At 26.2% G+C, this 6,739-nt stretch carries 8 protein-coding genes; 4 read left to right on the top strand and 4 right to left on the bottom strand.

All coding sequences use genetic code 11. The annotated features are described in order from the left end of the window. Window positions 1–112 precede the first annotated feature (112 nt). The 3 genes from MBFIL_RS01620 to MBFIL_RS01610 all read right to left on the bottom strand — a co-directional run bounded on the left by MBFIL_RS01620 (window position 113) and on the right by MBFIL_RS01610 (window position 2,727). Complete coding sequence (locus MBFIL_RS01620) at window positions 113–613, bottom strand: restriction endonuclease subunit S (protein ID WP_066970848.1); 501 nt, start codon at window positions 611–613, stop codon at window positions 113–115. Between the two features lie 71 nt (window positions 614–684). Then, complete coding sequence (locus MBFIL_RS01615; protein WP_066970845.1) at window positions 685–1,128, bottom strand: nucleotidyltransferase substrate binding protein; 444 nt, start codon at window positions 1,126–1,128, stop codon at window positions 685–687. Window positions 1,129–1,224: 96 nt separating this feature from the next. Then, window positions 1,225–2,727 (bottom strand): type I restriction-modification system subunit M, encoded by a 1,503-nt coding sequence (locus tag MBFIL_RS01610; RefSeq protein WP_066970844.1) that lies wholly within the window; start codon window positions 2,725–2,727, stop codon window positions 1,225–1,227. Window positions 2,728–3,104: 377 nt separating this feature from the next. On the opposite strand from MBFIL_RS01610, the gene MBFIL_RS01605 reads away from it, so the two are divergent. Further along, window positions 3,105–3,935, top strand: coding sequence for a hypothetical protein (locus MBFIL_RS01605; RefSeq protein WP_066970842.1), 831 nt, complete (start codon window positions 3,105–3,107; stop codon window positions 3,933–3,935). Window positions 3,936–3,937: 2 nt separating this feature from the next. After that, window positions 3,938–4,420, top strand: a complete 483-nt coding sequence (locus MBFIL_RS01600; RefSeq protein ID WP_066970840.1) for a hypothetical protein — start codon at window positions 3,938–3,940, stop codon at window positions 4,418–4,420. A gap of 262 nt (window positions 4,421–4,682) precedes the next feature. Here the strand turns inward: MBFIL_RS01600 and MBFIL_RS10430 are convergent, their stop codons facing one another. Further along, the gene (locus MBFIL_RS10430; RefSeq protein ID WP_157078613.1) at window positions 4,683–4,835 is read right to left on the bottom strand and encodes a hypothetical protein; all 153 of its coding nucleotides are present in this window, start codon (window positions 4,833–4,835) and stop codon (window positions 4,683–4,685) included. Window positions 4,836–5,153: 318 nt separating this feature from the next. On the opposite strand from MBFIL_RS10430, the gene MBFIL_RS01590 reads away from it, so the two are divergent. Both MBFIL_RS01590 and MBFIL_RS01585 read left to right on the top strand, forming a co-directional pair. Next, entirely contained in the window at window positions 5,154–5,903 is a 750-nt protein-coding gene (locus tag MBFIL_RS01590) for a 4-phosphopantoate--beta-alanine ligase (RefSeq protein WP_066970836.1), read from the top strand. A 52-nt stretch (window positions 5,904–5,955) separates the two neighbouring features. Next, window positions 5,956–6,492 (top strand): AAA family ATPase, encoded by a 537-nt coding sequence (locus MBFIL_RS01585; protein ID WP_066970834.1) that lies wholly within the window; start codon window positions 5,956–5,958, stop codon window positions 6,490–6,492. Window positions 6,493–6,739 lie beyond the last annotated feature (247 nt).

Raw genomic sequence — 6,739 nt, 5'->3', positions numbered from 1 at the left:
AATAGATATTCAATGAAAAACATAGACAACAAATAAAAAAAACTACAAAAAATAATTTACAATCTAACCACAACTAAGAAAATTCACTGTCATCCATCAACTGAAAAATTAATTATTGCACAGCCAATGTATCTAAATCAAAAAGATTTATTTCCATATCATAAAAATCACGTTGATATAAATGAGGTATAACACTCCCTTCAGTGGATGATTTAATAAAACTTTTAAAAAATGATGATTGGAAATAGTTATAGATATAATCTGTATCAATCACATTATCTTTTAAATTTCTAACAACGAAAATTCCTGAAGCAACAGTAGTAGGCATATCAAGCTCTTTTACATACCCAATTTTACCTATAGTACCATCTTTTGAAATTAATATATCTCCTAATCTTAACATTATTTCTGGAGATTCATCGTATCGTTCTTTAGAAATAAACCCACAATTATTCCAATTAATTCCATCAGATTCAAGAGCTGTTGCATTAATAATCCTATACTCCCCTTTATCTAAATATTCATCTTTTTTAAGACCTTTCCAACCGATTCTACCTTTAATATATAAATACTCTCCAATCTTTACAGAATTAACTTTAGAATTCAAACTCATTATCTCCCAAATTATTTTATAATGTATATATTTATAATTTTTTAGCTACTTTTAATTCACATTTCTGGAATTCACTTTTCTAAAAATAAAATAAGCTCTTTAACATATGCATCGAATTCTTTTGCTGTTAGACAAACCTTATTCACAGTTTCATCAGTATAAGGTGCTTCCGACACTGATTCTTTTGCTTTGTAGAACTTCATCCATTTATGAAAGTCATCTATTAGACTTTTTTCTTCTGCAGTTCTGAAGAAACATTTGTATGTAGCAAAGCCATCTATTCCATCTTCATATTCCATATATTTTCTCATTATTTTTATGGATTCATTAAAAACAAGTTTGAAGCTTTTAATAACGGCTGCTTTTCCAATTGCATTCAATTTTTTTTCTTCAGGATTATTTTCTATTCTTTTCTCAATTTGATTTTTAAATACTAATGCATTAGAAAGTAATTCATGAGTTTTTATTAATGAGATGATGTTTAACTTTTCTTCTTTAAATAAAGCTTTTTCCATGAAAATTCTCCATCTTAACCATAATCTTTTTATTATTTTCTTTCATCTAGGGTTGAAATTTTTTAGACATTCTAACAATCTAATGTTCATAACCCTTTAGAATTCAAATCCAATTTCTCCTAAACTTTTCCTAATATCATTTTCAAGTTTATTGGACTCTTTAAATAAACCATCTAACTCTTTAGTCAATTTATTCATCTTTTCTTCAAATGGAATACCATCATCTTCAGGATCTTTAAACCCTACATATCTTCCTGGAGTTAGAATATAATCATGTTTAGCTATTTCTTTAGTTTCAACTGCTGCTGAAAATCCTTTTTCTTCTTCAAGTTCATTGTTTTCAAATGCTGTGAAAGTATCAGCTATTTTAGCTATATCTTCATCACTTAGTTCTCTTAATTTTCTTGAAACTAAAGTTCCTATTTCTCTAGCATCAATGAAAAGAGTTTTTCCTTTTTGTTTCTTATTCTTGTTAATTATCCATAGACAAACAGGGATTCCTGTTGTATAGAATAGCTGGGTTGGAAGGGCTACTATTCCTTCTATTAAATCGTCTTTAATAATATTTTCTCTTATTTTGCCTTCACCACTTGTAGTTGATGAAAGTGATCCATTTGCTAAAACAATTCCTAACTTACCATTAGGAGCTAAATGATGAATCATGTGTTGGATCCATGCATAGTTAGCATTACCTTTTGGTGGAACTCCATACTTCCATCTTACATCATCTTGAAGCTTTTCTTGACCCCATTTTTTTAAGTTAAATGGTGGATTTGCAAGTATGTAGTTGGCTTTCAGTGTTTTATGTAGGTCATTTAAAAAAGTATCTGCTTGATGTTCTCCAAGGTCTGCTTCAATTCCCCTAATAGCTAAATTCATTCTTGCCATTTTCCAAGTGGTAGGGTTTGAATCTTGACCAAATATAGATATATTCTGGATATTACCACTATGGTTTTCAATGAAATTTTTTGATTGAACAAACATTCCTCCACTGCCACAACATGGATCATAGACTCTACCATCAAATGGTTTTAATATAGCGACCAGAGTTTTTACAACACTTGCAGGAGTATAAAATTCTCCAGCCCTCTTCCCTTCTCTTTCTGCAAACTTAGAAAGACAGTATTCATAGGTTCTACCAAGAATATCTTTTTTATCTCCATGGTCAGCCATCTGAATATTTGTAAACAGATCAACTACCTCACCAAGTGCTTGTTTATTAAGCTCAGGTCTTGCAAATGTTTTTGGAAGTATTCCTTTAAGAGTTTTGTTTTCTTTTTCAATAGCCCGCATTGCATCATCAATTACTGTTCCAACTTCTTCAGTGTGAGCATTTTTAGCTATTTTATCCCAACGAGCTTCAATTGGAACATAAAAAATAGTTTCTGCAGCATATTCATCTCTATCTTCTTCAAAGCCTTCTCCTTCTTTTACAAGTTCATTATATTTATCTTCAAATTTATCAGAGATATATTTTAAGAAGATTAATCCTAAAATAACATGTTTATATTCACCAGCGTCCATGTTTCCCCTAAGTACATCTGCAGCACTCCATATTTGGGCTTCAAATCCTATTTCAGCTGTATTCTTCTTTGCCATTGTCCCACCTAAATATTATGTTAAGTTAAAAAAATTTATATAATTAATCTAAACTAATTAGAAATTCCTATTTTCATGTATAATATTTTTCTATGAATTATATAGATTTTTTATACATTAAAATATATTTATTACCATTACTCTGAAGTTTCATACTGTATAAAATTTTTATACTATAAAATTGTATAATGTTAGTCCCCATTAATAAGAATAATTAAATGAAACAATGATGATGTATTGCAATATATCTTGAATACCTTACATAAACATTTCATATTAATGTTACAATTCATTAAATACAAAAAATTTCTAAAATTAAAAACAATAATAATTTATAATAAGAAATAGAAATAATATATTATCACACAGAGGTAATCATGTTAATTGAATCAAATGAAAATAAAGAATTGGATAGTTTATTATTTTTCCTATATTCTAAATTAAATGAAAAGAAAATGTATTTAAACAAATACATGGCACAAAAAGCTATCTTTAAGATTAAAATGACCTTAGGTAAAAATCATGCCTTAACTGAATCATTACCCTACTATTGGTATTACTATGGTCCATTTTCAGAATCTGTGGCTGATTCTTTTAATCTTATTTCTGATTATTCTAATGATTTAAATATTGTTCTTAAGTATCCTGAAATAGAGGATATTGTTGATAACTTAATAAAAAATAAGAATTTTTTCTATAATGAATTACCTATTGAAATATATAAAAAATTCGCTCCTTATAATTTTCAATACCCATTTAAATTTAAAATTTTTGATATTGTTGATAAAAAAAGAAATATTGAAAATAGTGATGATTTTATTAATGATTTTTTCCAGTGTGAATCACAATTACCAAATGATAGTTATTTCAATGAATATTCTAATATTTTTTCTGACTTTTTAACAAAGCTTGATTTAATTAATGAAGAACATCAAATGGGGAAAAATTGGCTTTTATTAAGGAATCCTATTAAAGAACTATGGTTTACCTTTGCAAAAGGATTAAGAGTGAAACAAAAAGATGAATTCTATAATTACAATACCAAAATATGGGATTTACAGTTTAAAGAATCACTGAAAATGATGGAGTCCTATGTAGACATAATGGAGGATAACCTTAAAGAACACAGCAAAACTAATAATAAATATACTCTTTTAGGAGAAAATATATTAAATGCAACAGTAGGTACTTATTTAAGGAGCAAATAAAATTGTTCACATGTAATAATCACTTTTTAGATAGTAATATTTTGCTTGGAAAAATATTACCTTCTAATAATTTTAAAATTTTTGAAACATATTTTAAACAGGATTTTAACAGAAATATTAGTAATAGAATTGAAAAAGAATCGAATAGAGTAATATCTAATTCAAGACGAGTTTCATTAAAGTTATTACATTATTTTAAAGAAAATATTTTAGATAAATCATCAAATCCTCTTAAAAGTGATAATACACTTGTAAAAATTAGAAATGAATTTTTAAATAGCTATATTGGTATTAGTTTTCCAGAAGGAGTTAAAAAAGATAGATTTACCAGTATGATTAAAAATCTGTTTGAAGAATTCTATGATGGATTCCAAGAGGACTTAATAACTCAAAGTACTTACAATATTGATAACTTCATAAAAGAAACTATTAATACATTCCGATATTTTTCAAAAGATTTAAATCAAATTATACTAACTAAATAAGGATGAATTTTACAAAGAAAATAATGAAATCTCTCTTGAAAGAAGAATAAGTAAATTGGGAATCCATAATTCAGATAAACTTATTTTATTAGATTGTTATATTCTATCTAAAAACTATTTAAACGAAACTGTTGCTTTTATAACTAGAGATAAAGAAATATTATTTCATCAAAAAAGTATTCAAAACATTCTTTCCTCAGATTTCCCAATTTTTGATCCTAAAGACCATTTGTAATTACAATTAAAGAATTATTTATTTAATTTAAAAAATTTCAACATAATCCTCTTCAACAATATTTAACATGTTCTCAACCATATTCTTTTCAATTAAATTTATACATACCTTATGCTTTTGATAAATGTGTTCTTGAGCAAATGCTCGACTTATAAATTCAACATTATCAAAATCAATCACTAAATCAGTGTAACTCTTATCTAGATTATTAAAAAAGTTTCTTGCAATAATCTCCTACTTAACTTTTTATTAATCTCTTTTCTATTTCTATTTCATGTATTAATGAGTTATATCCCATAACCCCTTCATTTATCATTTTATATCACTCCTAATTAATTTATTTTTCTAATCTAAAATATTCTTTATATAGTCCCCAAAATATCTTATTATTTTCCAATAACATCTGAAAAATAATGAAATTTTCATAAACCCATAAGTATTAAATTATTAAAAACTTAAATAGTATTAAATAACTATTAATTAAGGCGTAGTGAATACATGATACCAAAAAACCATCCTAGATACAATTCATTAATCTTAAGAGAAAAAATTAAAAATGCATATAAGTTAGGATATTTAGCTGATTCTGGAATGATTGCCCACGGACGAGGAGAAGCCTTTGATTATTTAATTGGTGAGAAAACCTCAGACAATAGTAAAATAGCTATTGAAGCAAGTGTAGCAATGATTCTTTTAGCAGAAAATCCTGTTTTATCAGTTAATGGTAATACCACAGCTCTTGTTATTGATGATATTATAAAGTTAGCTAAGGAAATTAATGGAAAAATTGAAATAAATCTATTCTACAGAACTAAAGAAAGAGTAGACATAATAGCTAATTTATTTAAAGAAAAAGGATGGGAAAATATACTTGGAACAAATAATGATGAACTTTTACACATCAACAATATTGAAAGTCCAAGATCCACAGCAAGTAAAAATGGAATATATAATGCAGATGTTGTTTTAGTTCCTCTTGAAGATGGAGATAGAGCCGAAATTCTAGTAAACAGTAGGAAAAAAGTGATAAGTATTGATTTAAACCCAATGTCTAGAACCTCAAAAAAATCAACAATAAGCATTATAGATAATGTTACAAGAGTCATACCTTCTATGATAGAAATAGCTAAGAACTTAAAAAATAAAGATAAAGATTATTTAAAAGAAATTGTTAATAATTTTTCTAATGAAGATAATCTTAAAGGTTCTTTAAAAACAATTGATCTTGTAAAAGGTAAATATAAATAATAAAATAAAACAATAAATACCATATAAATAACAGAAAGTAGTGTGAATTAATATGAATGTGATCGGAGTTTCAGGTTTACCAGGTTCTGGAAAGAGCTTAATTTCAAAAATAGCTATAGAACAAGATTTTAATGTATTTAACATGGGTGACATAGTCAGAGAGGAATCTAAAAAAAGAAATAAAAGTAGCAGTGAAACTGCAGTAGAATTACGGAAAGAGCATGGAGATTATGTAGTAGCTAAATTCACTATCAATAAAATATTAAATCTAAATTTTGACAAAAATACAAAAGTTATGATTGAAGGTATTAGAAGCCAATATGAAGTAGAACTTTTTAAAGAAAGTTTCAAAGAATTCAAAATTATTTCAGTTTTTGCAAGTCCTACAACAAGATTTGAGAGATTGAAAAGCAGAAATCGATCAGATGATTCTATAAATTATGAAGATTTTAATTCTAGAGATAAACGTGAACTTAATTTTGGTATTGGTAATGTAGTCGCTTGTTCAGATTATATGATTATTAATGAATCAAATCTTGAAGATTATGAAAAAAATATTGATAAAATTTTTGATAAAATTTTTAAATGAAAAAATATTAACTATATGTCCTAATCAATTTTTTAGTTTGAATACTACTTAAACAACTTTTATTCTTGCAGAAAATTACTACTCTTAAAGTACAGGTTTATAAATTAATCTTTTTTGAACTTGGCTGTGCAATAATTAATTTTTCAGTTGATGGATGACAGTGAATTTTCTTAGTTGTGGTTAGATTGTAAATTATTTTTTGTAGTTTTTTTTATTTGTTGTCTATGTTTTTCATTGAATATCTATT

The sequence above is a fragment of the Methanobrevibacter filiformis genome (genome assembly GCF_001639265.1).
Taxonomy (GTDB): domain Archaea; phylum Methanobacteriota; class Methanobacteria; order Methanobacteriales; family Methanobacteriaceae; genus Methanacia; species Methanacia filiformis.
The sequence above is the reverse complement of the archived record's forward strand: the minus strand, read 5'-3'. Positions and strand labels throughout refer to the sequence as shown.